The organism is Arthrobacter mangrovi, assembly GCF_026011795.1.
Classification (GTDB): domain Bacteria; phylum Actinomycetota; class Actinomycetes; order Actinomycetales; family Micrococcaceae; genus Crystallibacter; species Crystallibacter mangrovi.
Genome location: NZ_BRVS01000032.1, coordinates 1 through 26,403, shown reverse-complemented (window position 1 = coordinate 26,403; position 26,403 = coordinate 1). Strand labels below are relative to the sequence as shown.

Below are 26,403 nucleotides of genomic sequence, written 5' to 3'. Positions count from 1 at the left end.
ATGAGGATTTTCCATGCGTAAGAACAACGTCTTCCGCCTCGCCGCCGTTGCCGCCGGCGTGGCCCTGGCCATGACCGGCTGCGGAGTCACCGGCTCCGGCAGCAGCGGCGCCGCCGGCACGTCGGCCGCCGCCGAGGGTCCCGTCAGCGACCTGCGGATCATGGTCCCGAACACGCCCGGCGGCGGCTACGACACCACGGCCCGCGTCGCCGCCAAGGTGATGGAGGAGACCGACATCGCCTCCAACATCGAGGTCTTCAACCTGGCCGGCGCCGGCGGAACCGTGGGCCTGGCCCGCACCGTGAACGAAAAGGGCAACGGCGACCTGGCCATGCTGATGGGGCTGGGCGTGGTGGGCGCCAGCTACACCAACGACTCCGAGGCCAAGCTGACCGAGACCACCCCGCTGGCCCGCCTGATCCAGGAGCCCGGCGCCATCATGGTCTCGAAGGACTCGCCCTACAAGACCATCGATGACCTGGTGAAGGCCTGGAAGGAAAACCCGGGCAAGGTCAGCGTCGGCGGCGGCTCTTCGCCGGGCGGCCCGGACCACCTGCTGCCCATGCAGCTGGCCCAGGCCGTGGGTATCGACCCGAAGGACGTGAACTTCGTGTCCTACGACGGCGGCGGGGACTTGCTTCCGGCCATCCTCGGCAACAAGCTCGGCTTCGCCGCCTCCGGCGCGGGCGAGTACATCGACCAGATCAAGAGCGGCGAGATCCGTGTCCTGGCCACCAGCGGCGAGGAGCGGCTCGAGGGCGTCGACGCGCCGACGCTGAAGGAATCCAAGATCGACCTCGTGTTCACCAACTGGCGCGGCATCGTCGCCCCGCCGGAGGCCAGCGAGGAAGACAAGCAGAAGTGGATCGCGGCCCTCGAGAAGATGCACGGCACCCCCGAGTGGAAGAAGGCCCTCGAGGACAACGGATGGTCGGACGCTTTCGCCACCGGCGAGGAGTTCTCCGCCTTCCTGAAGGAACAGGACCAGCGCGTCGCCGACGTCCTGTCCGAGCTGGGGCTTGCGTGAACAAGCTGGCTTCACGGCTGAAAGGCCGCGCCGAGCTGGGCCTCGCGGCCCTGCTCGGGGCGGTCGGCGTGATCGTCATCCTCGACGCGGCCTCGCTCACCGTGCCCTATTCGCAGGCCGACCCGGTCGGGCCCAAGACCATGCCGTTCATCATCGGCGGCCTGCTGCTGGTGTGCGCGGTGCTGCTCGCCATCAACGTGCTGCGCGGCGGCCAGGGCGAGGCAGAGGGCGGCGAGGATGTGGACCTGAGCCACCCGAGCGACTGGCGGACCGTGCTGCCGCTGGTCGGCGCGTTCGTGCTCAACATCCTGCTGATCGACACCGTCGGCTGGGTGATCTCCGGGGCCCTGCTGTTCTGGGGGAGCGCCTGGGCCCTCGGCAGCCGCCGCTACGTGCGGGACGCGATCATCGCCGTCGTTCTGTCGCTGGGTACGTTCTACGGTTTCTACCTCGGCCTGGGCATCAACCTCCCGGCCGGACTGCTGCAAGGAGTGCTCTAAATGGAGACCTTCGACCTGCTGATGCAGGGATTCTCTACCGCGGCGACCCCGATGAACCTGCTCTATGCCTTCATCGGCGTCCTGCTCGGCACCGCGGTCGGCGTGCTGCCGGGCATCGGCCCCGCAATGGCCGTTGCCCTGCTGCTACCGGTCACTTACGCACTGGAACCGACCAGCGCATTCATCATGTTCGCCGGCATCTACTACGGCGGCATGTTCGGCGGGTCGACCACGTCCATCCTGCTCAACACCCCCGGTGAATCCGCCACCGTCATCACAGCGATCGAGGGCCACAAGATGGCCAAGGCCGGCCGGGCTGCACAGGCCCTGGCCACGGCGGCGATCGGCTCCTTCGTTGCCGGCACTATCGGAACCGCGCTGCTCGTGGCGTTCACGCCGATGGTGGTGGACTTCGCGGTCAGCCTTGGCTCGCCGAGCTACCTGGCCATCATGGTGCTGGCACTACTGGCCGTGACCGCCGTGCTGGGCGCCTCCAAGCTGCGCGGCTTTGCCTCGCTGGGCCTCGGCCTGGCTATCGGCCTGGTCGGGGCCGACAAGATCACCGGGCAGCAGCGCCTGGTCTTCGGGCAGCCGCTGCTGGTGGACGGGCTGGACATCGTCGTCGTCGCCGTTGCGATCTTCGCGGTGGGCGAGGCACTCTGGATCGCCGCCCACCTGCGGCGCAAGCCGCTCTCGACTATTCCCGTGGGCCGGCCCTGGATGGGCAAGCAGGACTGGAAGCGGTCCTGGAAGCCGTGGCTGCGCGGCACCGCGTATGGCTACCCGTTCGGCGCCCTGCCTGCCGGCGGCGCGGAAGTCCCGACTTTCCTCTCCTACGTGACGGAGAAGAAGCTTTCCAAGCACCCGGAGGAATTCGGCCACGGCGCCATTGAAGGCGTCGCCGGTCCCGAGGCGGCCAACAACGCGTCCGCGGCGGGTACCTTGACGCCAATGCTCGCACTGGGCCTGCCGACCAACGCCACCGCCGCGGTCATGCTGGCCGCGTTCACCCAGTACGGCATCCAGCCCGGGCCGCTCCTGTTCGACAGCGAGCCGGAGCTGGTGTGGGCGCTGATTGCCAGCCTGTTCATCGGCAACACGCTGCTGCTGCTGATCAACCTGCCGCTGGCGCCGGTCTGGGCAAAGCTGCTGCAGATCCCGCGGCCGTACCTGTACGCCGGCATCTTGTTCTTCGCCACCTTGGGCGCCTATGCGGTGAACCTGCAGGCGTTCGACCTGGTACTCCTGCTGGTGCTCGGTGCGCTTGGCTTCGCGATGCGCCGGTTCGGCCTGCCCGTGCTGCCGCTGATCCTCGGCGTCATCCTGGGCCCGCGCGTGGAGGAGGAGTTGCGCCAGTCCCTGCAGCTCAGCGCGGGAGACCCGGCCGGGCTGTTCAGCGAGCCGATCGCGGTGGGGACCTACATCCTCGTGGCCCTGGTGCTGCTGCTGCCGCTGGCCATCTCCGCGTTCAAGCGGTTCCGTCCCCAGCCCCAGGGCGTCCCGGCCGGCGCCGAATCCCGTGATGAGGTTTCCGCCGCGGAAGCCCGCCAGGGCGCTACCGTGGCCAGTGGCCCGCGTGAGACGATCGCCGGGGAATACCAGCAGCAACACGATCACAAGGAGAAACCATGACAGTTTTGGTCGGCTACATCCCCACGCCCGAGGGCGCTGCCGCGCTGGACCGCGCCATCGCCGAAGCCCGGAGCCGCTCCGCCAAGCTGGTCGTCGTGAACGCCAGCCGGGGCGACGTCTTCGTGGATGACAGGTTCGTGCAGTCGGACGGGGTCGAGGCGTTGCGCAAGCGTTTGGACGGCGAGGACGTGGCCTACGAACTGTTCCAGCCGATCGGCGGCCACGACAGCGCCGACGAGGTGCTGGACGCGGCCGAGCAGCACGGCGCCGAGCTGATCGTGATCGGGCTGCGCCGCCGCACCCCGGTGGGCAAGCTGATCATGGGCAGCACGGCCCAGCGGATCCTGCTGCAGGCCGAGTGCGCGGTGCTGGCGGTCAAGGCCGCCAAGTAGCACCCACCCGCAGGCACAACAAGCAGGCACAACAAGCAGGCACAACCCGCAGGCACAAAGGGAGGACGACGGCGAAACCGAGGTTCCGCCGTCGTCCTCCTTTTGCGTTGCTAATTCTTTGGTTTCTAGCCTGCGGCCGGACTACCGGTCGCGGTCGCGGTCCAAGGTGCCATCGCGCAGGCGGTCGTCCGCGCCGTCGGCCTCGATCCGCTCCTTGCGGACCTCGTCGCTGACCGTCTCCTGGTCCGTAACGGTGTCCTTTTCGAGGCGGACCCGCTCCACGGGCACCGTCTCCTTGTCGACGACCGGCCGCTCCTCGTGCAGGGTCACCTCGTGCTCATCCTCGCGAAGGTCGGGGCCGGACATGGCGTCGCCGACGTTCCCGTCCGTGATGGGTTCGCGCTCGACGCGGACCTCTTCGCGGGTCACCGGCACGGTGCGGGTGACGTTCTCCGTGACGACGTACTTGCGGAGCCGGGCCCGGCCGGTTTCGTGGCGCTCGGTACCGACGTGCAGCTGCTCCTCCGAACGCGTCATGGCGTCGTCCGTGCCGCGGCCGGCCACATCGCGGTCGGCCAAGCGATCGCGGTCGGCCAGGCCGTGGCCCGTCGTTTCACGGTCCGCCACGCCGCGGGTGCCGGCGTCCGCGGTTCCGGCCAGGGTGTCCGTCGCGGAGGTGTCGCGGGTGCCGTTGCCGTTGGTGCCGCGGGTGCCGTTGCCGTTGGCGATGCTGTAGTGCCGGTAGAGGTGGTCCTCTTCCTCGGGGCTGAGGTGGCCGTCCGGGTCGATGCGCGGGGCGTCCTTGACCTCATCCTTGGTGTACGGGACGCGGATGTCGCCGTCGTCGTACGTTGCCTCGGTCAGCGGAACGAAGGTTTCGGACATGCCGAACAGGCCGGTCTTGACGGTCACCCAGCTCGGGTCCTCGGTGCGGTCATCCAGGTAGAACTGGCCGACGGAGCCGATCTTGTTTCCTGAGTTGTCGAGGACGTTGGTGTTACCGCCAGCGAGAATGTCGATGTTTTCCCTAGTGATCATTACATCTCCTATCTTTCCCGGACACGGCGGAGCAGTCCGGGGCGGGACGATGTGCCCGTCCTGCCCATGCATGTGTTGGACTGGTCCTGGCGCGGCACCGCATCTGGCGGTCGGTTCCCGGGAGGATTTCTCCTTCCGGCAACCGTCGGGGCTTTCCCTGTGCCGCGCATCGCGATGCGCGAGGCTTCGCGAATTCCGCTTACATATTTACCTAAGCATGCTTAGTAATCGCGTGCAAGGCCGATGGCCGGATTCGGTTGCACCCGGATTTCCAGCCGGCCGGGGCAGGGGCCGGCAGCTGCCATGGTCCCGCGGGCGGGGCTGCAGTAGCATCGGCTCCAGTTGCCGGAGGAAACGAAGGGGTTTTCATGGAGACGGACGCTGTATCCGCACTAGCAGGGCGGGCCGCCGAGTTGCTGTCCGCCTGCCGCTCGACGTCCACGGATCCTGCCGACCGCTCGGCGGCCGCGACGGACCGCTCCGGGTTCGTGCCCGCGTCGCTGCCGGACGGTGTGGTGTACGCCGAGTCGGTCGACGACGTGGTGCAGGCCGTGCGGCTCGCGGCGTCGCACGGGGTTCCGCTGGTGCCGCGCGGCGCCGGAACCGGACTGGCCGCCGCCTCCTCGGCCGGCGCCGGCGAGGTGGTGCTGGACCTCTCCCGGATGAACCGGATCTTGGACCTTGACCCGGTGGAGCAGATCGCCGTCGTCGAACCCGGCGTGCTGAACGCGGAGCTCAATGCCGCTGCGGCCGGGCACGGACTGTTCTACGCGCCGGATCCGGCGAGCACCGCGATCTGCTCGATCGGCGGGAACATCGCCACGAACGCCGGCGGCATGCGCTGCGCGAAGTACGGCGTGACGCGCGAATCCGTGCTGGGACTGCGCGTGGTGCTGGCGGACGGGCGCGAGCTGCGGACCGGGCGGCGCACCATCAAAGGCGTCACCGGCTACGACCTGACGGCGCTGATGATCGGTTCGGAGGGGGCGCTCGGCGTGGTGGTGGAGGCGACGCTGCGGCTGCGTCCGGCACCTGTAACGACGGCGACCGCGGCCGCGTTCTTTCCCGACGTTGCGGCTGCCGCCGCCGCGGCCTCGGCCGTCATCGCCGCGCGGATCCAGCCGTCGCTGCTGGAACTGGTGGACGGGCCGACGCTCGAGGCCATCGACCTGGCGCTCGGGACGGACTACCGGCGGCGCGGCGGGGCCTTCCTGCTCGGGCAGACCGACGGGTTCGGCGCCCAGGCGGAGATGGATGTGCTGGCCGGCGCCGTCGAACCCTTTGCCACCGAGGTGCTCCGGGCCGACGACCCGGTGGCAGCCGAGGCCCTGCTGGCCGCCCGGCGCGAGGCAATTCCCTCGCTCGAAAAGCTCGGCCGCGTTTCCATCGGGGACATCGGCGTGCCGCGCGGCCGGCTGGCCGAGGCCGTGACCGGCCTGCAGGAAATCTCGGAGCGGACGGGCGTGCGGATCTTCACGATCGCGCACGCCGCCGACGGGAACCTGCATCCGATGATCGTGGTGCGGCCGGGCGAATCCGTCACGGAAGGCCCGGCCAAGACCGCACTCGGCGAGATGTTCCACCTGGCCAAGCGGCTGGGCGGAACGCTCACGGGCGAACACGGCGTCGGGCTCCTCAAGCGGGACTGGCTTCGCGATGAGCTCGGCGACGTCTCGCTCGACGTGCAGCACGCCATCCGCCGGGCCCTCGACCCGCAGGCGATCCTGAACCCGGGCAAGGCCATCTGAGCCGTAGCCCGGGCGCGTTCCGTGTGTGCCGAGCGTGGTGCAGCCGAACGACAGCGAACCGCCCGCCCGTCTGGATGACGGGCGGGCGGTCCTGATGCTTGGTGCGGGTTTATCAGCGCGTGGTGACGCTGATGGTTGCCGTTCCTCCGGCGGAGGAGGTCAGCGTGATTGTGTTGCTCACGGCGGCGTTGGAGTTCCGGGCCCGAATGGTCCAGGCTCCGTCAGCGCCGACGGTCGCGGTGCCGATCGTGGCACCGCTGGCATTCCTGGCCGTCACGGTGTTGCTGGTCGTGATGCTCGCGCCGCCGTTGATCCGCCATTCCCGGTCCTTGGCGCGGTACTGTGCCGTACCGGTCAGCTGGTCATTCGGCGTGAGGGTAACGGAGGCGTTGGTGCCGAAGTTGGCCGCCGCGCTGTCGCCCGCTGCGCTGGTGGCGACGAGGTTCAGCGTGTAGGCGGTCCCGTTGGTGAGGCCGCTGAGCGTGGCGCCGCGGGCCGCGGCGTCGGTCTCGACTGTGACGGGGTCGCCGGTGGCCGGGGTCGCGCTGAGGCGGTAACCGGTGATCGGGGTGTTGCCCGCGGTCGCGGGCTGCCATTCGACGTTGGCCGATCCGTTACCGGGAACCACGCGAACCACGGTGGGTGCCGTCGGAGCTGTCAGCTCCGGGGAACCGAGGGTGTACTGGACCGCGGGTGCCGCGGTTTCGCCGGCTGCGCTGATGGCGGTTACGACGAAGCCGTACTCGGTGCCCGGGGTCAGGCCGTCCAACGTCGCGGAAGTCGCGCCGCTTCCGGCATTGACGGTGGCGGCCACCGTGCCATCGGCAGCGTTGGCATCGACGCGGTAACCCGTAACGGCAGAGCCGCTGGCGGCGGCAGCGGTCCAGGAAACATCCACGGAACCGGCCAGCGAGCCGTCCTGGACGCTCACGCCGCCCGCCTCAGCCGGCGCCGAAGGCTCCGAGGGAGCCGCGTCACTGACCATGACCGTGCCGGCCGATGACGGAGTGCTGGACTGGCCGTTCAGCGCGACGACTTCGATCGGGTATGCCTGTCCGTCCACCAGTCCGCGCAGCGTCGCGGTGGTGGCTTCGGAACCGACTGTCGTACTGACTTCCTGGTTCAGGACGGTGTCCTTGGCGATGAGCTTGTAGCCGGTGATGGTCGGGGCATCGGCCGGGACGGTTGCCGCTTCCCACGTGGCGGTGATGCTGCCGCTGCCGTTGGCGCTGGCGAAGACGTTTCCGGGCTGGTTCGGGGCCTGGCCGGAGGGTCCGGCGGGGCAGCCGCCGAAGCCGGGACCGTCGATTTCCTTGAACTCGGAGATGGTCAGGCCGAGCTGCATTTCCACGCCGCCCGTGGCGTCGGCCTGCCAGCTGGCTACTGACGGGTCTCCGGCCATGGCGGCGTCGCGTTCCGCCGCAGAGAAGAAGCCGTAGGTGACCGTGAAGGTGCCGTCCGCAGCGCTGCCGTCGACGGCGTAGGTGGTGGGTGCATCGTCAGCAGGCCAGCCGATGGCGCGCTCGCCGATCGCCAGGTCGCGCATTCCCGGGTTGACGATCTCGACCTGCATCCGGGCCGGGTCCACATCCGCACCGTACGTGCCCTTGATAACAACCTGGCCTTCCACGTCCCCGGCCGCTTCGGTGGCGGGCATCTCGACCGATTCCACCGAGGTGATGACCGCGCTGCCGGCGAGTGCGCCGTCGCTGCTGCCATCGGCGAACTGCACGTTGACCTCATCGCCGCCCTGGATATTGGGCGTGACGATGTCCCAGCACGATCCGCCGGGATGGTTCACTTCCAGGAAGCCGGTGGAATCAACCACGCCCCTGGCCAGGCCGATGACGCTGCCCCCGCGGCTGACCGAGATGGTGGCCGTCTGTCCGGCCTGGGCGGCATAGCCCTCGATGGCGACCATGTCCCGCTTGGCGAAGATTTCGATATTGCCGGGTCCGGTGGGCGGATTGGCCGCCATGACAGCGGTCGTGCCGCCGGCGAGGAGGCCCGTGGCGGTGAGGGCAACCATCGCGGTGCGTGCCCTGCGCTGGTTGCGCTGGACGCGCTGGCTCCGGGCTTTCGCCTCCCTGCGCGGCTGCTGGTCTGGTGATTGGGTGTGCATGGTTTGTCCTTTGAGACGGAAGGCTGACTCGAAGGTCTGCCTGGATGGATGCCCCGGGCCGGCAGCGCCGGACCTGAACTGCTGACTGTCCTCCAACGCCGGATCCGATGGATGAGCGGTTCCGGCTTGGCTTGAGGTTGGCCGCTTCGTATTGAAAATTTCTTGGCTTCCCGGTCCCCGTCCTCGCGAAGGCGGGTGCCGCCGTCGTTGTTTACGACCGCATGAACGGTTTGACCACGGTGCCCCGGATGTCGTCCACTGGCACCGTGCCGAAGTCCCTGGAGTCGATCGAGCGCTCGCGGTTGTCGCCCATCAGGAAGACTTCCCCGGGCGGCACGGCAGTGGGGATGAAGTGCGTGCCGTCGATGGTGCTGTGGTCCACGTACGGCTCCGGCGGGGCGACGCCGTCCACCAGGAGGATGGCGTCGTCGATCTCGACGGTCTCCCCGCCGACGGCCACCACCCGCTTGATGATGGGGGTGCCGTCGATGGGAGAGTCGAGCACCACCAGGTCGCCGCGGTGGACGCCGAACCAGGCCGGCGCTGGTTTGAGCACGAACGCGATGCTGCCCGGCGGCAGCGTCGGGGCCATGCTGTCCGAGTCCACCGTCACCGGCTCCGCCACCCAAATGCGCGCACCCAGCAGCAGGGCAAGGACGACGGCGCCGCCCGCCAGTGCGTTGAGCTTGCGTTTCCGGGGACGGCCCGAGGGCCTCCTCGGATCGGCAGCGGCGCGGTGCGCCGGGCTGCGCCGCGCTGGGCGCAGCCCGGTTCTGGCGCTCACGGCGGGCTCAGTCCGGGGCGTCGTCGAACTCGGCCGGCGCGGCATTGATCGGATCCCACGGATCGTCATCGTCCTCGCCCAGGCCGACCCGGAACTGGAACATCATGGAGTGGTCCTCGTGCGGCAGGTTGTGGCAGTGGACCATGTAGCGGCCCTGGTGCGGGCCGAACCGCATGACCACGTCCACCTTCTCGCCCTCGCCGATGTAGACCACGTCCTTTGGCCCGCGTTCCCAGGCAAAGGGGGCCTTGCCGTTGCGGCTGAGCACCCGGAAATCCACCAGGTGGATATGGACGGGGTGGAACCAGCCGCCGGACTTGTTCTCGATGGTCCAGAGCTCCACGGAATTCAGCTTCGGGTCGGCGTGCGCCAGCTTGAAGTTGCTGGCGATCACTTCCTCCCAGGTGACGCCGTTGATCGTCCACGGTTCGACCAAGCCGTTCTTCTCAACCCGGAAGTAGCGCTTCTCCTCGGCGTCGTCCTTGGTCAGGTGCATGGGTTCGCTGTCCGCCAGCGTGGTCGGGATGCGGTTCCACTTGGGATCGTCCTTCATTCCCACCGGTGCCGCAACGACGTCGAACGCCATCACCTTCCCGGTGAAGTCGTAGTCCCTGTTGTTGGTGGCCGACAGGTTCTTCAGTTCCACCCGGGTGCCGGGCTTGTACTTGCTGAAGTCGATCAGTACCTCGTAGCGCTCGGCCATGCCGTGGCGGTAGTTGGCCACGGACTGGGTGGCTGGCATCAGTCCGCCGTCCGTGCCCACCAGGTGCAGCGGCTGTCCCGAACTGAGCGCGAACTTGTACGAGCGGGAGATGGACGCGTTCAGCACCCGGAAGCGGTAGACACGCGGCTGGACCTTCATGACCGGCCATGGCACGCCGTTGACCAGGATCACGTCGCCCCAGAGGCCGGAGTGGTCCCGGTCGTCATAGGCGAGCGAGCCGTCCGCGGCGAACATCGCGTCGTTGACCACCAGCGGGACGTCGAACTCGCCCTGCGGCAGCAGTTCCCGCTCCACCGGGTCATGGATGATATACATCCCGGCGAGGCCGGAGTACACGTTCTGAGCCGTGAAGTGGACGCCGTGGTCGTGGTACCAGATGGTCCGGGCCGGCTGGAAGTTCGGGTACTGGTAGGTCTTTGCGAACCCGGGCAGCGTGACGTCGTTGGCGTAGCCGTCGTACTGCGGCAGCGTCGCCGAACCGTGCAGGTGCGTCGACGTGGCCAGCAGGTGCTTGGTCCACTGCGGGTGGTTCTTGGGCAGCCGGTTGCGCATGTGGACGACCGCCTTGGTGCCCTGCTCCAGCTCGATGGTCGGGCCGGGGAAGGTTCCGTTGTAGCCGAGGATCCCGGTCTTCCTGGTCGGCAGGATCTGGGCGGAGGCCTGCCGCATGGCCAGGGTGTAGTTGTTCACCGTGGCCCCGTCGGAGTCCGTGGTCACGGAGTCCGGCGCCAGCGTCGGCGGGCGCCGGAACGCCGCCTGGAAAGGCTTGGGCATGTCCCGCGAGCTGAGCTGGCTGGCCGCCTTGGCCGACACGGTGGATATAGGTACGGTCACCAGCCCCGCCCCGACTACTCCCAGGCCTCCCCATTGCAGGAGTTTGCGTCGTGAAACTGACATGTCGAGTCACCTCCCAATGATGACGTGTTGCAGGTCGACATGACGGAGGCACCCCAACGTTGCATCCGTCGTCGTTGGCCGGACTCTTTAGCCGGCCGAATGGTGGTCGGTGCCGAGCGAGAGCCGGCTGCCGGATGAGTCCTCCAGCACCAGGGCAATCGCCTTGTTCGGCAGCTCGAACACCATCGTGGTGCTGACGGTTTCCCCCTGGGCCAGCGTCATGGATGAGGACGAGGTCCAGAGCGGATGGGGCTTCCCCGAGCCCAATCCGTCAACAAAGAAACCGGCAGGATCAAGGGGCAGGCCGGCCTCGTCCAAGGCCGTGAACTGCACCTGGATGCGTACACGGTGCGCACCCTCCTGCGGCTCCTTACTGAGGGCTGCCACCGGAGCAGGCGGCTGCCACCCATCGCTTTCGAGCGGAACGAGGCCGGTAATGCTGGCCGATCCGCCCGGTACATCAACGGAGGCGCCCATCGGAGCGCTGGACTTCACCTCCGCGTTGAGGAACAGGTACCCGAAGGCGATCCCAAGCAGGCACACCAGGGCCAGCGGGATCACTATCAGCCGGCGGCGCCGCGGAGACTGCTGCGCCTGTGCCGGTACCGGTGCCTCTTGTTCAAGCTGTGCTGCTGACATGGCGCTTATGGTTCGCCCGGGAACTTGAGAAAAACTTTGGGAGAACGTGCGGAAGGGCCCCGACGGGTTGGGGGGAGCGTCGGGACCCTCTGTGGACCGCGTAGGATCCGGTAAAACCTTCGCCCGCGCCCCTTGGAAAAATCTTCATGCAGGTCAGGCGCAGATTGAGGGAGAGGCGGACCCCAAGGTTTGAGGGTGCGGGTTCCGCCCCAGAGTGGGCTGGCGGCAGGTCGGAACCGCGCCCACCATTAAGCCACCGGTGTAGTTGAGGGGTGCCGGAACAAGTTGGGGGTAGGGGCAAAGATGAAATCGGAAACCAGTTCTGCCACGTGCATCTCCATCCGCCTGATCGGCGGCCTGAGGGTGGAGCGGGCCGGCCGGGTCATGACCGCAGCCACGCTCGGCAGCCCAAAGGCCCGGCAGGTCCTCGAGATCCTGGCCCTCCAGCCGGGCATCAGCGTCTCCCGGGAACGGATGATCGAGCTGCTGTGGGGCGGCAACCCGCCGGCCACAGCCCGGGCCACGCTGGAAAGCTATGTCAGCGTCATCCGCCGGCACATCCAGCCCGGCCAGGCCAAGACCGGCCCGCTGCGAACCGAGCACGGCTGCTACTTCCTGGAGCCGAAGCTGGTCAGCGTGGACCTCGACCGGTTCGAGCGGCTGGTCGGCCGCGTCGACGGCACCAAGCCGGCCGAAGCCTACGAGCGGCTGCTCAAGGTCCTGGACATGGCCACCGCGCCGCTGCTTTCCGACGAACTGACCGTCGAATGGGCGGAGGAAGCCCGCCGCCGGCACGAAGCACTGGTGGTGGACTGCCGCATCCGGGCAGCGCAGGCAGCGGTTGCGGTGGGCAATAACGACGACGCCGTGCACTGGGCGCAGCGGGCCGTCGCCTCGGAACCGCTGAACGAGCGCGCATGGACGGCCCTGGTGGCGGGCCTCGAGCAGAGCGGCCGCTACACCGAAGCCCTCCAGGCCTACGACCGCTACCGCACCAGCCTCCGCCGCGACCTTGGCTGCAGCCCGGGCGACGAACTCCAGGCCGCGCATTCGAGGCTCCTGCGGCAGACCTCCAGCGGGGAAGCCGACCTGGCCGAGCTGCTCTCGGCGCTGCTGTGCCTGAACGAACACGTCAAGCAGCGCGCCGGCGGGAGGCCCGCCGGCCCCCGGATTCCCGGCCTCGACGTGGCGGACCACATCACCGCCGGCAGCGTCATCGGCAGTTTCCTGGACAAGGCCCTCGCCGCCGCCTGAAATCCTCTGCACGCCCGGACGAGGGCGGCCGGAAACCCGCCCACGTCCGGAAACGCCTAGATGCTGCCGGCGGAAACGCCCGGCTTCACGGCGTGCTGGCTGCGGAACTGCGTTCCCGCGTAGAAGAAGGCCGACCCGTCTGGCCGGGTCGCGAAGATGTCCATCTTGGAATCGGCATTGAAATCGCCGGGGCCGAGGATGCGGTCGAACCCGTTCCAGCCGCCGGATCCGATCTTCCGTTCACCGGAGAACCAGCCCCCGGATGCGGACTTCAGTCCGGTGCGCAACCAGAGCGAACCGTCGGACTTGCGGAGCGCTACGTCGCCGGTTGCGTCTCCGTCGTAGTCACCGACCGGTACGACGGCGGTGTAGGCGTTCCAGCCGGTCCCCGCCACCGTGCGGGGGCCGTGCGAGGTCCCGGTGCCCGGGCCCGCGTAGAGGTAGAGCGTTCCGTCCCGGGTGACCGTCAGCAGGTCATTATTGCCGTCCCCGTTGACGTCGCCGGGGGCCTCGAGGTGGAGGAACTGCCCCCAGCCGGAGCTTCCGATCTTGACCCGCCGCTCGTAGCCCTCATTGCCGCCGCCGATGCTGCCGGTGCCGGCGTAGAACCACAGGGAACCGTCGGGCTGGCGCGCTATCAGGTCATTGGACCCGTCGCCGTCGTAATCCCCTGCACCGAGGAGCTTGTCATAGATCTGCCAGCCCGTTCCGATCCGCACGCGCTCGCCGTAGCCCCCGTTGCCGTCCCCGGCGGCGAACCAGAAGGTGCCGTCCGGCCGGGTGGCCAGCAGGTCCGCCTTGCCGTCGCCGTTGAAGTCGCCCGGGGCTGCCATCAGGGCGTGCTCGTCCCACACCGGATCGCCGCTGTTGGTTCCCGGCAGGTAGCCCTCGGACTCGCTGAAGGCGGTGCCGGCATAGAAGCGCAGGCTTCGGTCGGGGTAGACGGCGAGCAGATCGTTCCTGCCGTCTCCGTTGTTGTCGCCGGCGCCGAGGATGGTGTCGAAAGCCTGCCAGCCGCTGGCCCCGATCAGTTGTGCGTCGTCGAAGAGCCCGCCGCCGTCCGGATCGCTGCCGGTGCTCCGCAGCAGCCAGAGGGTTCCGTCGGGCTTGCGGCCGACGAGGTCGCCCTTGCCGTCGCCGCTGAAATCACCCGCGGCAGTGAGTCGGTCGAACACCTGCCAGCCGGTGGCGACCAGGACGCGCGGGGCGAGGCCGCCGCTGCCGTCGCCGGCGTAAAGATAGACCGTGCCGTCCGGCTGCCGCGCGATCACGTCGTTGTGGCCGTCGCCGTCGAGGTCTCCCGGCCCGAGCAAGGCGTCGAAGCCGTCCCAGCCGCTGTCCGCGAGCCGGACGGCCGGAGCGTACTGTGCCCCGGCGGCGCCGGGGTAGAGCCAGAGCGAACCATCGGTCCGGCGGGCCAGCAGGTCCGGATAGTCGTCCCCGTCGAAGGTGCCGGCCGCCGCGAGGTGGTCATAGGCGTTCCAGCCGGAACCGATCTGCCGCGGCTCGGCGTAGCTTCCCTTGCCGGTGCCGGCGTGGAACCAGAGATTGCCTGCGCTATCCCGGGAGAGCAGGTCGCTGCTGGAATCCAGGTCCAGGTCCAGCGGCGCGGCGGCGATAAAGGAGTTGTCCGGCTCGGGCGACGGCGTGGGATCGGGGGAGGGCGTCGGAGCAGGGCTGGGCGTGGGGTCCGGAACGGGTTCCGGCTCGGGCAAGACAACGGCCTGCACGGCGGCGGCCGCGTCGATGAGCCCGGCGCCGCACCCCTCCGCGCAGGTGCCGGGCAGCGGGCGCGCTGAACTCTTCAGCTGCTCCTCCACCTGCTGCGGGGTCAGTCCCTCGTTGACGGACATCATCAGTGCGGCCAGGCCCGCCACATGCGGCGCCGCCATGGAGGTGCCCACGGAGTAGGCGTACGTCTCGTCGGCCGGCACCGTGCTGCCGGTGTTGTAGGTGGAGGCGATGCCGCCGCTGACCTCGATCTCCATGGAGCCGCCGGGTGCCGCCACATCCACGGCGCCGCCGTAGTTGGAGTACGGGGCCCGGTTTCCCTGCCGGTCGCTCGCCGCGACGGTGATGACGTCCCGGCAGTTCGCCGGGCTGCTGTTGCCGGCCGACTGGTTCTCGTTCCCGGCAGCCACGACGATCGCCGCCCCGCGGCCCACGCCGCCGCTAATGGCGCCCTGCATGGTGGCCGAACAGGATCCCGGTCCGCCCACGCTGAGGTTCACGACGTCGGCAGGGTTGCTGTTCGCCGGCAGTCCCGGAACGGCACCGCCGGTTGCCCAGGTGATGCCGTCGGAGATGTCCGACATGTAGCCGCCGCAGGAGCCGAGCGCCCGGACCGGGAGGACCTTGGCGCCCGGGGCGACGCCGCTGACGCCCTGGCCGTTGTTGGCGACCGCCGCAACCGTGCCGGCAACGTGCGTGCCGTGCCAGGAGGACAGCGCCGAGGACGTCGTGGTGAAGCCGCACTCGGCGTCGTCGTACCAGTCGCCCTCGTCCTGGGGATTGGCATCACGGCCGTTGCCGTCGCGGGCGCGCGCCGGATCCGAAATCATGTCGTACCCGGGCAGGACATTCGGCATCAGGTCGCTGTGCGCGGTGATTCCGGTATCCACCACGGCCACCACCGATCCGTCCCCGATGGTGGTGTCCCAGGCGCCGGCAGCGCGAATGCCGGCGAGCTCCTCGTGAAGGTCCCACTGCAGGTCGTAGAACGTGTCGTTAAAAGCGGCCAGCGGCCGCATCAGCACATCCGGCTCCGCGTACTCCACATCCCGCCGCGCCTGCAGCTGGCCGACCAACCGCTCCGCTTCGCCGGCACTGAGTTCCTCGTCGGTCTTGAGCACCTGGGCGCCGCTTGCGGTAGTACGCACCTCTTTAACGGACACGCCGAGCTCCTTGGCCGCCTGGCCGTAGGCCCTGGCCCGGCCGCCGCTCCTGATCTCCGCCGTCTCCCGGAACTTCACCACGAACCGGCTATGGCCCTGCCCCTGCTCCGCGGCAGCCGGCGCCCCGCCATTGTTGGACGGCCCCGGCGGCTCCTCCGCGGCAGCGGCGGGCGGGGCCAGCGCCGAGCCTACGACGACGGCGATGCCAAGGGTCGCCAGGGAAAGTTTCCGAAGCGGGCGGGGCAGCATGCGACCTCCAAGTGGGCTCGGCGGGGAAAGAAATGCGGACCGGCCCTGCCCCGGAAGGCAGGCCGGACGCCGCCAGTGTAGGACGGCCACGGAAGGTGAAAAAAGGTTTAACCACGAACCCGCCCGCAATCCGTCCCCGGGGCAGCGCATAGGGCCGGCTGCTCTTGACACGAGTCCGGCCACTGGGTGCGGGGGAGTTCTCCCCATGGCCGCCGGTCCTGGCCCGCACTACTATGCGATTGAGCCAATCGGCTTCTCGCATTCTTATGGGGTAAAGGAATAACCAACCATGTCTCAGTCCCTCTCCACGGGCACGCCGGGGGCCGGCAGGCCCCTGCCCGCTCCGGCGCGCCTTGTCGCCGGGGCGCTGGCCGCCGTCCTCGCGGCCGTCCTCCTGCTGGCCGGAGCCATGCCGGCCAGCGCCGCCACCTACACCATCAAGGGCAAGGTGACCGGCAAGGCTTCCCCTTCCGGCACTCCGGCCGCACTCGGCGATGTCTGGGTAGGCGCCTACACCACGGACTGGCAAAGCGATAACGTCGGCGGCAGCTGGAGCGCACCGGACGGAACCTATAGCTTCACCGTCCCCGCCGGCTCCTACAACCTCTGGATCAGCTGCAGCAGCTCGTGTGAAAACACGTACGCGGACGAATGGCACCAGAACCACACACATCCCACGTCCGCCGACCCGGTGACCGTGTCGGATGCCGTCCCGACGCTGACCCTCAATCCCCAGCTCGAGGCCTACGGAAAAATGGCCGGCAGGGTGACCGACCAGGCCGGCCAGCCGCTGGCCGGCATCTCGATCAATGCCAACCCCGAGGAAGGCGGACAGGGCTCCTACACCACCACGGATGCCAACGGCGCCTATACCCTGGCCAAGATTCCGCCGGGCAGCACGAGCATCACCGCGTCCGACGAATCCGGCCGGCAGCTCTACAAGCAGATGTCCTGGGACGGCACCAAGGCCGTCATCGGCGGCGGGGCAATCATTGTGCCGGCTGGCGCGAACTGGACCAACGCCGACTTCACCATGGTTCCCGAGTCCGTCTTCGAAGCAACGTTGACTGACGATGCAGGCGCGCCGCTTGCCGACGTGGGCTACACGCCGCTGGTCTACAACGAGTCCACGGCTGCCTGGGATGGCCCCCAGATGGGGCCGCTAATGAGCGACGTCGACGGCAAGGTCTATTGGCGCTTGACCCCCGGCAAGAAGTACAAGTTCTGCTTCTCGGACACCCACTACGGTTCGTACATCACCCCGCGTGAATTCCGCTACAAGGCGGAGTGCTACGACAATTCGGCCTCGGCGGACACCGCCAAGGTCATCACCGCGGTGGACGGGCAGCGGGTCAAGGCCGCGGTGCAGATGGCGGTCGAGGGGCGGTCGCTTGAAGCCAGCGAACCCTTCGCCTACGGTTCGGCCCAGGTCGGCCAGACGCTTTCCGTCGACCCGGGGATCTGGGGACCGGCCCCCGTCACGCTGGCCTACCAGTGGGTCCGGGCCAAGGGCTCTACGACGACGGACATTCCCGGAGCCACCGGGAGCGACTACACCGTGACCTCCGCCGACAACGGCTACGACCTGATTGCCGAAGTCACAGGAAGCAAGGACGGCTACGTCTCGTATACGAGCTCGGCACACGCCGGCACTGCCGGGGCGGAAGCCATCACCGCCTCGAAACCGCTCACCCTCACCGGCAAGGCAGCCGTCGGACAGCGCCTGACTGCCGACTTCGGCACCTTGACGCCCGCCCCGGAGTACGGCGAGAGCTACGAATGGTACGTCAACGGCGTTCGCGACGACCGCAGCTACGGCAAGACGTTCGACATCGCACCGGCGGACTTCGGCAAGAAGATCACGGTTCGCGTCAGCGCCTACGACTGGCCGCTCGGCCCCTACACCGGGCAGGCGACCAGCGCCGCCGTCGTCGCCGGGACGCTGACCGCGCCGACGCCGACGATCACGGGCACGGCGAAGGTCGGCTCTAAGCTCACGGCAGCCCCCGGCAGCTGGGGTCCGGCGCCGGTGACGCTGAAGTACCAGTGGTACCGCAGCGGGGAAGCCATCACCGGCGCCACAGCCTCGACCTACACCCTCACCTCGGCCGATCTCGCCAAGACGATGACCGTCCGGGTCACCGGTTCCAAGACCGGCTATGCGACGGCGGCCAAAACCTCCGCGGCCACGTCGGCGGTTGTTGCCGGGACGCTGACCGCGCCGACGCCGACGATCACGGGGACCAAGAAGGTCGGCTACACGCTGACGGCCAACCCGGGCACGTGGGGTCCGGCGCCGGTGACGCTGAAGTACCAGTGGTACCGCGGGACCACGGCGATCAGCGGGGCCACGTACCAGACGTACAAGCTCGCCGCCGCCGACAAGGGGCAGGCGATCAAGGTCCGGGTCACGGGCAGCAAGGCCGGCTACACCAGCGTGTCCAGGTACTCGGCCGCGACCACTGCGGTTGTTGCCGGGACGCTGACCGCGCCGACGCCGACGATCACGGGGACCAAGAAGGTCGGCTACACGCTGACGGCCAACCCGGGCACCTGGGGTCCGGCGCCGGTGACGCTGAAGTACCAGTGGTACCGCGGGACCACGGCGATCAGCGGCGCCACGTACCAGACCTATAAGCTCGCCGCCGCCGACAAGGGGCAGGCGATCAAGGTCCGGGTCACGGGCAGCAAGGCCGGCTACACCAGCGTGTCGAAGTACTCCGCGGCAACGTCGGCCATCTACTGACGATCACCTGCTGACGATCACCGCTGCGAGCGCCCGGCCGGTCTTCCGGCCGGGCGCTCGCGTCCAGGCCGGGCTGCCGAGTTCAGCTGGATCTATTAGCTTTCGTATCCAGAGGACGGCGGTCCGTCCGGCCTATCGGGCAGTCCCGTCCTGCGCCGGTTGGTTCTGGGCCGGCTCGTTCTGCACTGTCTTGTTCTGCGCAGGCTCGTTTCCGAGGGCACGAAGCACGCGGTGCACGGATCCACCCAGGTTGTGCTCCCTGCCGAGCCGCTCGACCCGGTCGAGCTGTTCCGCGCCGAGGGGCCGGATGGCGGCGTCGAAGTCGCCCAGGCCGAGGTCCCGGACCACCTGCACTACTTTGGGCGCCGCGGCGAGGTAGTCCCCGGCGGCCGTCAGCTTCGTGCGGATCGTGGCCGACATCGCCGCGTCCGGATCCGAGCTTGCCGCGATGATTCCGTCCAGATCCACGAATTCCTGGAGGAGCTTGGCCGCGGTCTTCTCGCCGATTCCGGAGACGCCGGGCAGCCCGTCCGAAGCGTCGCCGCGCAGGGCGGCGTAGTCGGCGTACTGCACCGGCAGCACGCCGTACTTGCCGACGACCGTCGCATCAGTCACCGTCTCAAGCTTGCTCATGCCGCGGGCCGTGTAGATGACGCGCACATCGCGTGCATCGTCGACGAGCTGGAAGAGGTCCCGGTCGCCGGTGACGATGTCGACCGGCATGGCCGCCTGGGATGCCAGGCTGCCAATGACGTCGTCGGCCTCGTGCTCCGCGGCCCCGCTCACCGTGATGTCCAGAGCGTCCAGCACTTCGCGCAGGAGCGGCAGCTGCGCGACCAGGCCGGGCGGGGTCTCCTCCACATCGACTCCGCCAGGGACGGCCTTCGCGACCCGGTGCGCCTTATAGGTAGGGAGCAGGTCGACGCGCCACCCCGGGCGCCAGTCGTCGTCCCAGCAGGCGACCAATCGGGCCGGCCGGAAGTCGGTGACGAGCCGGGCAATAATGTCGAGGAGGCCGCGGACGGCGTTCACCGGGGTCCCGTCCGGTGCCTTGAGGCTGTCCGGCACGCCGTGGAAAGCGCGGAAGTAGAGCGACGCAGTGTCGAGGAGCATCAGTCGATCGGTCACGTACGCGATCTTCTCACGCACGGCCGGCGCGCGGGACTACCGGCTCCTTCCGGCACCGCTTGGAGCATCACCTAAGGCCGGCCGGCCGGACGCCAGCGTTCGCGGTAGGCGGGGTGGCCGACATAGGGCAGGGCCATGATCTGGAGCAGCGTCAGCAGGCCCGCGTCCTCGCAGCGGTGCCCGGCCAGCTGCCGGACATGCCGGATCAGCCGCCGCTTGGCCTCGCACTCGGCGAGCGCCCGGTCAAGCACCGGAACGGAGGCGGCCTCGGCCCAGGACCTGACATTGGCTTCGTCTTCGGCGATCCGCGCGAGCAGGAACTCCACGATCTCCTCCACCCTCCCACCGTACGCCGGTGACCTGAATACGTTCGGGGAGCACCGTCGTCGTGCCCGCGTGGCGGCACGGAACCAGGCAGGGAAGGGCAGGAAAGGTAGGTGGGGCAGCCGCGCCTACTCGTACGGGTTGGCCGACGCGCCGTGGCGTCCGGACTCGTAACCCTCCTGCCACGCACTCCGCACCGAGGAGACCAACTCGGCCAGCAATGCGTAGGAGGGATGGTCGGGGCCGAGGAAAATCATCTCTTCCTCGGCCCTGACCAGGACGTCCAGGATGTGCCTGCTCATGGTCAGTAGTGTCTCCCCGGCAGCCCGGATATTCCACCCGGTTGTTCCACTTTGGCCAGCTTTAGCCGCGGCTTAACCTGCGGTGCAACCCGCGACGCCGGTGCCTCCCGCCACGGTTATCCCACAGGAACATGTGCCCACTGGGTGGGATAATAGGAGGAGCCAAGCTCGCGGCCGGAAGCGTGCCCACCCATGTGGGCGCGAGGCTGTCCGCGCGCCCACCGGATCCCTGTTCCGTCGGCTCCGCCGTCCGTCTGCGGGGTGGGACGACCATCGAGCGCGAGTTACCTTCTGGTGCCCGCCGATGTCGAGAGTGGCTTCGTTTACACGAAGAGGAACGCAATGCGTTTTGCCGAAGGCCAGACAATTGTCCATCCCCACCACGGTCCCGCAACCGTTCGGGCCATCAAAACCAGGCCCCTCAGGGACATTCAATGCAGCTACGTCCTGCTCGAGGTGCACGACACCAATCTCACCGTCGGGGTGCCGGTGGACAGCGCGGATGTGGTCGGCCTGCGTCCGGTCCTCGACGCGGACGGGCTGGAGAAGCTGTTCGAGGTGCTCCGCGGACCGTCACGGCCGGAGGACAACCAGTGGTCGCGCCGGTTCAAGGACAACCAGGAGCGGCTGCGGACCGGCGACATCTACATCGTGGCCGGCCTCGTGCGCGACCTAAGCCGCCGGCTGGAGGCCAAGGGCACCATGTCGCATGCCGAGAAGGAGATGCTGCGGTATGCCCGGAAGCCGCTCGTGACGGAGATCGGCCTCGCCACGGGCATTGCGGACGAGGAGGCGGAGCGGGTCCTCGACGGCGTGATGGCCAGCCATTTGGCGGCAGTTTAGGCTCCGTCCAGGAATCGGATCAGCGGCGGCCGGCTCTCAACGAGAAATCGGCCGCCGCTGACATGGTTCCTGCGCTATTGCATGATGCCGCGGAGGTCCATGTTCAACGTGCCGCGGATGCGGGCTGCTCCTGGAAGGCCGGCACGACCTGCTCGATGAAGAGCTCGAGGGAGCGCTTCTTCTCCTCGTGGGTCAGGGTGTTGTCGGACCAGAGGCTGAACTCGGTTACGCCGAGGGCTTCGTAGTGGCGCAGGCGCTCGATGATTTCCTCGGGCGTTCCGATTATCGCGGTCTTGTGGAGGGACTCCGGCGTGAATTCGGGCCGCCCGGCAAACTTCCCGACCGGGCTGGGCTCGAGGAAGCCGTTCTTCGGGGTGGTCTTGTTTCCGAACCAGGCATCGAACGTGCGGTAGAACTTCTGGATGCCCTCGGCAGGGCGGCGCCATCCCTCGGGTTCGTCGGCGGGGTGGACATGCGTGTGGCGGAGCACCATGAGGTCCGGACGCGGGACATCAATTCCGCCTTCTTCGCCATGCTGGAGAACCTGCCCCTGGTCCAGCTCACGGCTATCGCAACCGTGCTCCTGGTGGCCCTGTTCTTCATCTCCGGGGCGGATGCCAACACCTTCGTCCTGAGCATGCTCTCCTCCAAGGGAACGCTGGATCCCGGCAAGCCCGTGCTCGTCATGTGGGGCGGCCTCACCGGCGCCTGCGCGGTCCTGCTGCTGGTGGTCGGCGGCCTGACGGCATTACAGCAGGCGGCGATGCTGTCCGCCCTGCCCTTCACCCTGATCGTCGCGCTGCTGGGGGCCTCGCTGATCATCGAGCTCCGGCGGGACCACGAGTTCACCGCTTTCCGGCACGCCCGCCTGAAGGACCTGCCGGTCAAGCGCGGCCCGTCTGTCAAGGGCAGCGACGACTAGCAAAGGCAGCACCGCTGGCAAAGGCAGCGTGGCTCGCAGCACGCCGGACAATACGAAGCCGGGCCGGCCGGGAAGAGCAAGGTCTTCCCGGCCGGCCCGGCTATTGCGCCCGCCGGACGCCGCTAGTCAGCGACTCCGGCTCGGTCCGGATTAGGCGGCAGAGGCCAGGCTGTCCGCTGACACCCGCAGTTCCCCGCCGTCGGCCGTGACGGTGACCCGTCCGCCGTCGTGCAGTTCCCCGTTGACCAGCAGGTCCGCAATCCGGTCGTCGAGCTCGCGCTGGATGACCCGGCGCAGCGGTCGGGCGCCGTACTCCGGCTCGTAGCCGTGCTCGGCGATCCAGTCCACCGCCGCCTCGTCGACGCTCAGGCCGTAGCCCTGCACAGCGAGGCGTGCCTCGGAGCGGGCCAACTGCAGGCGCACGATGCCGCGCAACTGCTCCCTGTCCAGCTTGCGGAAGAGCACGATCTCGTCGATCCGGTTCAGGAACTCGGGCCGCATGGTCTCGCGCAACCGGCCCATGACGCGGGCGCGCAGTTCCTTCTCGGATCCGAAGCCGTCACCGCCGTTGGCTGTGAAGCCGAGGGCTCCGCCCTTGCTGGCGAGGAATTCCGAACCCAGGTTGGAGGTCATGATGACCACGGTGTTGCGGAAGTCCACGGTCCGGCCCTGGCTGTCGGTCAGGCGGCCGTCGTCGAGCACCTGCAGCAGCAGGTTGAACACGTCCGGGTGCGCCTTCTCGACCTCGTCCAGCAGCACCACGGAGTACGGCCGGCGCCGCACGCGCTCGGTGAGCTGGCCGGCCTCGTCGTAGCCGACGTAGCCCGGAGGGGCACCAACCAGGCGCGAGACGGTGTGCCGTTCGCCGAACTCGCTCATGTCGAACCGGACCATCGCGTCCTCGTCGCCGAACAGCGACTCCGCCAGCGCCTTGGCCAGCTCGGTCTTGCCGACGCCGGTGGGGCCGAGGAAGAGGAAGCTGCCGACCGGCCGGCCCTCGTCGCCCATGCCGGTGCGGTTGCGCCGCACGGACTTGGCAATGGCGGTCACCGCATCGTCCTGTCCGATGACCCGCCCGTGCAGGTCCTCCTCGAGCCGGGCAAGCCGACCGCGTTCGCTTTCCGTCAGCCGCGCCGCGGGAATGCCTGTGGCCCGTGCGATGATTTCCGCGATCTCCGCCTCGCCGACCACCCGGGAACCGGAGGGTACGACGCCGTCACGCGCGCCGCCGTCGTCGGTCCCGCCGGCGTCCGCATTGACCTGGGCGCCGGCACTTCCGCTCACACCGCTTCCGCTCCCGCCGCTCGCGCTCTCGTCCGAGGCGGCGGTGTCGGCGGCGGCCAGCTGCTGCTTCAGCGCCTCGATGCCGTCGCGCAGCCCGGACGCCTCCTCGTAGCGCTCCTCGGCGACCGCGGCGTTCTTGGCCTCCTCCAGCTTGGCCACCTGCGCCCGCAGCTCCGCGATATCCACACGCGGGCCGCGCCGCAGGCTCAACCGCGCGCCGGCCTGGTCGATCAGGTCGACCGCCTTATCCGGCAGTTGCCGGTCCATGATGTAACGCGCGGAAAGTTCGACGGCGGCGCGGAGGGCGTCATCCGTGTAGGTCACCTGGTGGTGTTCTTCGTAGCGCTCCTTCAATCCCTGCAGGATCTGCACGGCGTCCTCGATGGACGGTTCGCCAACCGTGACCGGCTGGAAACGGCGCTCCAGGGCCGCGTCCTTCTCGATCTTGCGGTACTCGGCCAGCGTGGTGGCGCCGACCAGGTGCAGCTCGCCGCGGGCGAGCCGCGGCTTGAGGATGTTACCCGCATCCATGCCGCCGCCCTCTCCGGAGCCTCCGGCGCCCACAACCGTGTGCAGCTCGTCGACGAAGACGATGATGCCGTCCTTGTGCGCGCTGATCTCATCCATGGTCTTGGTGAGCCGCTCCTCGAAATCGCCGCGGTAGCGGGTTCCGGCGAGCATGCCGGGCAGGTCGAGCGAGATGACGCGCTTGCCCTGCAGCTGCTGCGGCACGTCGCCGGCGGCGATGGCCTGGGCCAGGCCTTCCACGATGGCGGTCTTGCCGACGCCGGCTTCACCAATCAGCACCGGGTTGTTCTTGGTGCGGCGGGCGAGGATCTCGATGGTCTGCTCGATTTCCTCGGCGCGGCCGATCACCGGGTCCAGGCTGCCTTCCCGGGCGCGGGCGGTCAGATCGATGCCGAACTGGTCCAGAGTAGGCGTGGTGCCCTCGCCTGACGGCGCCGTGGAGGCGTCGCGGCGCGTGTCGGGCTCCGACGGTGAAGCTTCCTGGCCGGCCCCCTGCAGCGACTGAGGCGTCACGCCCGCCGCAGCCAGGACCTGGCCTGCGGGAGACTCCTGGTTCAGTACGAACGCGAAGAACAGGTGTTCGGGATCGATGTAAGTGGAGCCGAATGCACGTGCAACCTGGTGCGCGTCCAGCAGCGCGCGCTGGGTCGACTGGGTCAACGACGGCGGGGTATCGACCTTCTCGGACGAGGCGCCGGGCAGGCGCTGCTCGGCTGCCTGCGCAATGGCCTGAGGATTGGCACCGGCGCGGCGGATCTGCTCCGCCAGCGGCTCCTGCTCCGCCATCACGCGGAGGACGTGGAGCGCGTCGACTTCCGTATGGCCGTGCTCGACGGCGAATTGAGCGGCACGGCCGATCAGCTCATGGGAACGACGGCTCAGCAGCCGCGTCATGTCGATCGGCCGGCTGGCGCGCGCGGTCCGCTGGCCCTGCAGATAGCGGGCCAGGAACTCGTCGAAGGAGCCGTTGCCGGAGCCTGCGGGTCCGAAAAAGATAGGCATATATCCTCCTGTTTGGCTTGAGTGCCTTCGACTCAAGTTAACGCGTTGTGCCAGAGATTATTCCGCATCCGCTCAAACTTGAGCAAGTTACACTCAAGTCAACGCTCGGTCAGCGGCTTTATTCCCGGCATGAGTTTGCGACCGCGGGTTCCTTCCTGCCGGGGGCCTGAAAGGACGGCATCGGGCAGCGGTACGAACGTGAAACGGCGGCGCCAGCGCGACGCGCATGGAGCGCCTGCCCCATTGCCTGAATCGAGCTTTCCGCGGCTACGCCGACCGGCCTTTGTCGACAGGCCTTTGCCGACCGGGGCGAACTCCCGCACATCGCTGCTGAGCTCCGCGGTCTGCGCCAGGGCCAGTCCAGCGAACGAATGCCTGCGAACTCGCGGGCGATACATCCGGGCTAGGAGGTCTGTCCGCGCATGCTGGCGCCGGAGACTTAGTGCCCCGGAGGCGGCAGACTTGCCGCCTCCGGACCGCCGGGCACCGGCGCGAGGGTTTTAGCGCCGGACACCTCCCGCGCTTCAGAAGGGTGGTGGGGTGGTGTCGTTGTAGGGGTCTGGTGGCGGGGGCGGGGGTGGTTGGAGGCCGTGGCTGATCCAGGAGCCGTCGGGGTAGCTGGTGTAGGTTTGGCCGGTCCTGGTTTGGTGGCGGATGACGCCGTGGGGCTCCTGGGTGGTGTGCCAGTCGTCGTTGTGTTTGGCCAGATGATCCGGTTTGCAGCGCAGGGCGAGGTTATCGAGTTCGGTTTTGCCGCCGTGTTCCCAGGCCAGGGTGTGGTCGAGTTCGCAGTGCTTCCAGTGGGTGCGGCAGCCCAGCCCGCGGCAGGTCCCGTCGCGTAGCCGGATTTCGCGTTTGAGCCATTCGGGCGGGTGGCGCATCTCGCGGGCCACGATCACGGCTTTGTCGTGTTCGTCGGTGATGACCGGCAGCCAGGACTTCGCCAGCCCGGCGATCCGGCGGGCCATGTCGGGCGGGATCGGCCCGTACCCGGCCAGTTCGCCGGGTTCGTCGCCGCCGGCGGCGGTGGCCAGCGGGATCGTCACCGCGACGAACGCCTTCACGTTCCCGCCGCCCCACGTTTCGTGGATGCCCCGGCCCGCTGCTCCGGCAGCCTCGTCGGCCTGCGGGTCGAAAAGCCCGCCCTGCCCCACAGCAGCCGAGGCGATATCAGCGGGACCGCCGGTACCGGCGGCGACGCCGAACGCGGCGCCCTGTCCGGCATCGTCCTCGGTCGCATCGGCGGTAAGGCCGAACGCGGCGCCCTGTCCGTTGAAAGGCCCGAAAGCCGTGCCGCCGCCGGTGCCTAAGGCGGTGCCGTTCTCGCCCAGCCCGAAAGCCTCGCCCGGCCCGCCTGCGTGCGCGGCGGCAGCGGCGGCGCTTGGGGGTTGGAGGCAGAGGTCGGCGAGGACGTCGGCGCGCAG

At 68.7% G+C, this 26,403-nt stretch carries 21 protein-coding genes; 9 read left to right on the top strand and 12 right to left on the bottom strand.

All coding sequences use genetic code 11. The features are described 5' to 3' along the window. The first annotated feature begins 13 nt into the window (after positions 1-13). From AHIS1636_RS19325 to AHIS1636_RS19310, 4 genes are read left to right on the top strand one after another with little or no spacing between them, the layout of a single operon-like run. Complete coding sequence (locus tag AHIS1636_RS19325; protein WP_264797491.1) at positions 14-1,027, top strand: Bug family tripartite tricarboxylate transporter substrate binding protein; 1,014 nt, start codon at positions 14-16, stop codon at positions 1,025-1,027. Further along, positions 1,024-1,527, top strand: coding sequence for a tripartite tricarboxylate transporter TctB family protein (locus AHIS1636_RS19320; protein ID WP_264797490.1), 504 nt, complete (start codon positions 1,024-1,026; stop codon positions 1,525-1,527). The genes AHIS1636_RS19325 and AHIS1636_RS19320 overlap by 4 nt, the downstream gene beginning before the upstream one ends. Then, positions 1,528-3,159 (top strand): tripartite tricarboxylate transporter permease, encoded by a 1,632-nt coding sequence (locus tag AHIS1636_RS19315; protein ID WP_264797489.1) that lies wholly within the window; start codon positions 1,528-1,530, stop codon positions 3,157-3,159. Then, entirely contained in the window at positions 3,156-3,551 is a 396-nt protein-coding gene (locus AHIS1636_RS19310) for a universal stress protein (RefSeq protein ID WP_264797488.1), read from the top strand. Before AHIS1636_RS19315 ends, AHIS1636_RS19310 begins: the two co-directional genes overlap by 4 nt. A 141-nt stretch (positions 3,552-3,692) precedes the next feature. On the opposite strand, the gene AHIS1636_RS19305 is transcribed toward AHIS1636_RS19310, so the two are convergent. Next, on the bottom strand, positions 3,693-4,589 hold the full coding sequence (locus AHIS1636_RS19305; RefSeq protein WP_264797487.1) for a DUF2382 domain-containing protein: 897 nt from the start codon (positions 4,587-4,589) through the stop codon (positions 3,693-3,695). Between the two features lie 368 nt (positions 4,590-4,957). Between AHIS1636_RS19305 and AHIS1636_RS19300 the strand changes: the two genes are divergently transcribed. Beyond that, positions 4,958-6,337, top strand: coding sequence for an FAD-binding oxidoreductase (locus tag AHIS1636_RS19300; protein ID WP_264797486.1), 1,380 nt, complete (start codon positions 4,958-4,960; stop codon positions 6,335-6,337). 112 nt (positions 6,338-6,449) lie between these two features. Here AHIS1636_RS19300 and AHIS1636_RS19295 read toward each other — a convergent pair whose 3' ends face one another. The 4 genes from AHIS1636_RS19295 to AHIS1636_RS19280 all read right to left on the bottom strand — a co-directional run bounded on the left by AHIS1636_RS19295 (position 6,450) and on the right by AHIS1636_RS19280 (position 11,503). Next, the gene (locus AHIS1636_RS19295) at positions 6,450-8,459 is read right to left on the bottom strand and encodes a fibronectin type III domain-containing protein (RefSeq protein ID WP_264797485.1); all 2,010 of its coding nucleotides are present in this window, start codon (positions 8,457-8,459) and stop codon (positions 6,450-6,452) included. A 211-nt stretch (positions 8,460-8,670) separates the two neighbouring features. Further along, positions 8,671-9,243 carry a signal peptidase I gene (gene lepB, locus AHIS1636_RS19290; RefSeq protein WP_264797484.1) on the bottom strand — a complete coding sequence of 191 codons (573 nt, stop codon included), beginning with the start codon at positions 9,241-9,243 and terminating at the stop codon, positions 8,671-8,673. Positions 9,244-9,250: 7 nt separating this feature from the next. Beyond that, positions 9,251-10,864 carry a multicopper oxidase family protein gene (locus AHIS1636_RS19285; protein WP_264797483.1) on the bottom strand — a complete coding sequence of 538 codons (1,614 nt, stop codon included), beginning with the start codon at positions 10,862-10,864 and terminating at the stop codon, positions 9,251-9,253. An 87-nt stretch (positions 10,865-10,951) separates the two neighbouring features. After that, on the bottom strand, positions 10,952-11,503 hold the full coding sequence (locus tag AHIS1636_RS19280; RefSeq protein ID WP_264797482.1) for a hypothetical protein: 552 nt from the start codon (positions 11,501-11,503) through the stop codon (positions 10,952-10,954). Between the two features lie 303 nt (positions 11,504-11,806). Between AHIS1636_RS19280 and AHIS1636_RS19275 the strand changes: the two genes are divergently transcribed. Further along, complete coding sequence (locus tag AHIS1636_RS19275) at positions 11,807-12,757, top strand: AfsR/SARP family transcriptional regulator (RefSeq protein WP_264797481.1); 951 nt, start codon at positions 11,807-11,809, stop codon at positions 12,755-12,757. Positions 12,758-12,813: 56 nt separating this feature from the next. Here AHIS1636_RS19275 and AHIS1636_RS19270 read toward each other — a convergent pair whose 3' ends face one another. Then, complete coding sequence (locus tag AHIS1636_RS19270) at positions 12,814-15,900, bottom strand: S8 family serine peptidase (RefSeq protein ID WP_264797480.1); 3,087 nt, start codon at positions 15,898-15,900, stop codon at positions 12,814-12,816. A gap of 289 nt (positions 15,901-16,189) precedes the next feature. On the opposite strand from AHIS1636_RS19270, the gene AHIS1636_RS19265 reads away from it, so the two are divergent. Continuing rightward, positions 16,190-18,646 (top strand): carboxypeptidase regulatory-like domain-containing protein, encoded by a 2,457-nt coding sequence (locus AHIS1636_RS19265; protein ID WP_264797479.1) that lies wholly within the window; start codon positions 16,190-16,192, stop codon positions 18,644-18,646. Positions 18,647-18,778: 132 nt separating this feature from the next. Here AHIS1636_RS19265 and AHIS1636_RS19260 read toward each other — a convergent pair whose 3' ends face one another. The 3 genes from AHIS1636_RS19260 to AHIS1636_RS19250 form a co-directional block, all read right to left on the bottom strand. Continuing rightward, positions 18,779-19,774: a 5'-3' exonuclease gene (locus AHIS1636_RS19260; RefSeq protein ID WP_264797478.1), complete on the bottom strand. Its 996-nt coding sequence runs from the start codon at positions 19,772-19,774 to the stop codon at positions 18,779-18,781. 71 nt (positions 19,775-19,845) lie between these two features. Further along, a complete protein-coding gene (locus AHIS1636_RS19255; protein ID WP_264797477.1) occupies positions 19,846-20,112 on the bottom strand; it encodes a DUF6221 family protein in 267 nt (88 codons plus the stop codon). A 114-nt stretch (positions 20,113-20,226) separates the two neighbouring features. Further along, the gene (locus tag AHIS1636_RS19250; protein ID WP_264797476.1) at positions 20,227-20,400 is read right to left on the bottom strand and encodes a hypothetical protein; all 174 of its coding nucleotides are present in this window, start codon (positions 20,398-20,400) and stop codon (positions 20,227-20,229) included. Between the two features lie 342 nt (positions 20,401-20,742). On the opposite strand from AHIS1636_RS19250, the gene AHIS1636_RS19245 reads away from it, so the two are divergent. Next, the gene (locus AHIS1636_RS19245; protein WP_264797475.1) at positions 20,743-21,243 is read left to right on the top strand and encodes a CarD family transcriptional regulator; all 501 of its coding nucleotides are present in this window, start codon (positions 20,743-20,745) and stop codon (positions 21,241-21,243) included. A gap of 103 nt (positions 21,244-21,346) precedes the next feature. Here the strand turns inward: AHIS1636_RS19245 and AHIS1636_RS19240 are convergent, their stop codons facing one another. Then, a complete protein-coding gene (locus tag AHIS1636_RS19240; RefSeq protein ID WP_264797474.1) occupies positions 21,347-21,736 on the bottom strand; it encodes an LLM class flavin-dependent oxidoreductase in 390 nt (129 codons plus the stop codon). Here AHIS1636_RS19240 and AHIS1636_RS19235 point away from each other — a divergent pair. Continuing rightward, a complete protein-coding gene (locus tag AHIS1636_RS19235) occupies positions 21,722-22,165 on the top strand; it encodes a BCCT family transporter (protein WP_264797473.1) in 444 nt (147 codons plus the stop codon). The genes AHIS1636_RS19240 and AHIS1636_RS19235 overlap by 15 nt on opposite strands. A 150-nt stretch (positions 22,166-22,315) precedes the next feature. On the opposite strand, the gene AHIS1636_RS19230 is transcribed toward AHIS1636_RS19235, so the two are convergent. Together AHIS1636_RS19230 and AHIS1636_RS19225 are read right to left on the bottom strand one after the other, a co-directional pair. Further along, positions 22,316-24,979 (bottom strand): ATP-dependent Clp protease ATP-binding subunit, encoded by a 2,664-nt coding sequence (locus AHIS1636_RS19230; RefSeq protein WP_264797472.1) that lies wholly within the window; start codon positions 24,977-24,979, stop codon positions 22,316-22,318. A gap of 524 nt (positions 24,980-25,503) precedes the next feature. Beyond that, positions 25,504-26,403, bottom strand: a 900-nt coding sequence (locus AHIS1636_RS19225) for an HNH endonuclease signature motif containing protein (protein ID WP_264797471.1), incomplete at its 5' end; no start/stop codon positions are given.

What these genes read in the sequence shown, in the direction of transcription:
- AHIS1636_RS19325 (WP_264797491.1), top strand. Translation starts at nt 14, where the DNA reads ATGCGTAAGAACAACGTCTTCCGCCTCGCCGCCGTTGCCGCCGGCGTG.
- AHIS1636_RS19315 (WP_264797489.1), top strand. Translation starts at nt 1,528, where the DNA reads ATGGAGACCTTCGACCTGCTGATGCAGGGATTCTCTACCGCGGCGACC.
- AHIS1636_RS19310 (WP_264797488.1), top strand. Translation starts at nt 3,156, where the DNA reads ATGACAGTTTTGGTCGGCTACATCCCCACGCCCGAGGGCGCTGCCGCG.
- AHIS1636_RS19305 (WP_264797487.1), bottom strand. Translation starts at nt 4,589, where the DNA reads ATGATCACTAGGGAAAACATCGACATTCTCGCTGGCGGTAACACCAAC.
- AHIS1636_RS19300 (WP_264797486.1), top strand. Translation starts at nt 4,958, where the DNA reads ATGGAGACGGACGCTGTATCCGCACTAGCAGGGCGGGCCGCCGAGTTG.
- AHIS1636_RS19295 (WP_264797485.1), bottom strand. Translation starts at nt 8,459, where the DNA reads ATGCACACCCAATCACCAGACCAGCAGCCGCGCAGGGAGGCGAAAGCC.
- AHIS1636_RS19285 (WP_264797483.1), bottom strand. Translation starts at nt 10,864, where the DNA reads ATGTCAGTTTCACGACGCAAACTCCTGCAATGGGGAGGCCTGGGAGTA.
- AHIS1636_RS19280 (WP_264797482.1), bottom strand. Translation starts at nt 11,503, where the DNA reads ATGTCAGCAGCACAGCTTGAACAAGAGGCACCGGTACCGGCACAGGCG.
- AHIS1636_RS19275 (WP_264797481.1), top strand. Translation starts at nt 11,807, where the DNA reads ATGAAATCGGAAACCAGTTCTGCCACGTGCATCTCCATCCGCCTGATC.
- AHIS1636_RS19270 (WP_264797480.1), bottom strand. Translation starts at nt 15,900, where the DNA reads ATGCTGCCCCGCCCGCTTCGGAAACTTTCCCTGGCGACCCTTGGCATC.
- AHIS1636_RS19265 (WP_264797479.1), top strand. Translation starts at nt 16,190, where the DNA reads ATGTCTCAGTCCCTCTCCACGGGCACGCCGGGGGCCGGCAGGCCCCTG.
- AHIS1636_RS19250 (WP_264797476.1), bottom strand. Translation starts at nt 20,400, where the DNA reads ATGAGCAGGCACATCCTGGACGTCCTGGTCAGGGCCGAGGAAGAGATG.
- AHIS1636_RS19245 (WP_264797475.1), top strand. Translation starts at nt 20,743, where the DNA reads ATGCGTTTTGCCGAAGGCCAGACAATTGTCCATCCCCACCACGGTCCC.
- AHIS1636_RS19240 (WP_264797474.1), bottom strand. Translation starts at nt 21,736, where the DNA reads ATGGTGCTCCGCCACACGCATGTCCACCCCGCCGACGAACCCGAGGGA.
- AHIS1636_RS19230 (WP_264797472.1), bottom strand. Translation starts at nt 24,979, where the DNA reads ATGCCTATCTTTTTCGGACCCGCAGGCTCCGGCAACGGCTCCTTCGAC.